Annotated in this window: 1 protein-coding gene; it reads left to right on the top strand. The window is 71.6% G+C overall.

All coding sequences use genetic code 11. The features are described from left to right. A partial coding sequence (locus V5E28_RS49260; protein WP_336217222.1) for an AMP-binding protein occupies nt 1–359 on the top strand: 359 nt, incomplete at both ends.

Raw genomic sequence — 359 nt, 5'->3', positions numbered from 1 at the left:
ACGGCGGTGGTGAACGAGGGCCGGTCGTTCACGTTCGCTGAGGTCAACGAGCGGGCCAACCAGCTGGCCAGGGTGCTCATCGGCCGGGGTGCCGGGCCGGAGAGTCTGGTGGCGCTGGCGGTGCCTCGTTCGGCGGAGATGGTCGTGGCGTTGCTGGCGGTGCTGAAGGCTGGGGCGGCCTATGTGCCGATCGACACCGACTATCCGGCCGAGCGGGTGGAGTTCATGCTGGCCGACGCCGCTCCGCAGCTGGTGATCACGGTGGCCGGGCACCGGTCACGGCTTCCGGCGACGGTGCCGCAGCTGGTGCTGGACGATCCCGGCACGATCGCCGAGCTCGCCGGCCTGCCCGCGGGTGA

The organism is Nonomuraea sp. LPB2021202275-12-8, from assembly GCF_037044575.1.
Lineage (GTDB): Bacteria > Actinomycetota > Actinomycetes > Streptosporangiales > Streptosporangiaceae > Nonomuraea.
This window is presented reverse-complemented; position numbering and strand designations above follow the sequence as displayed.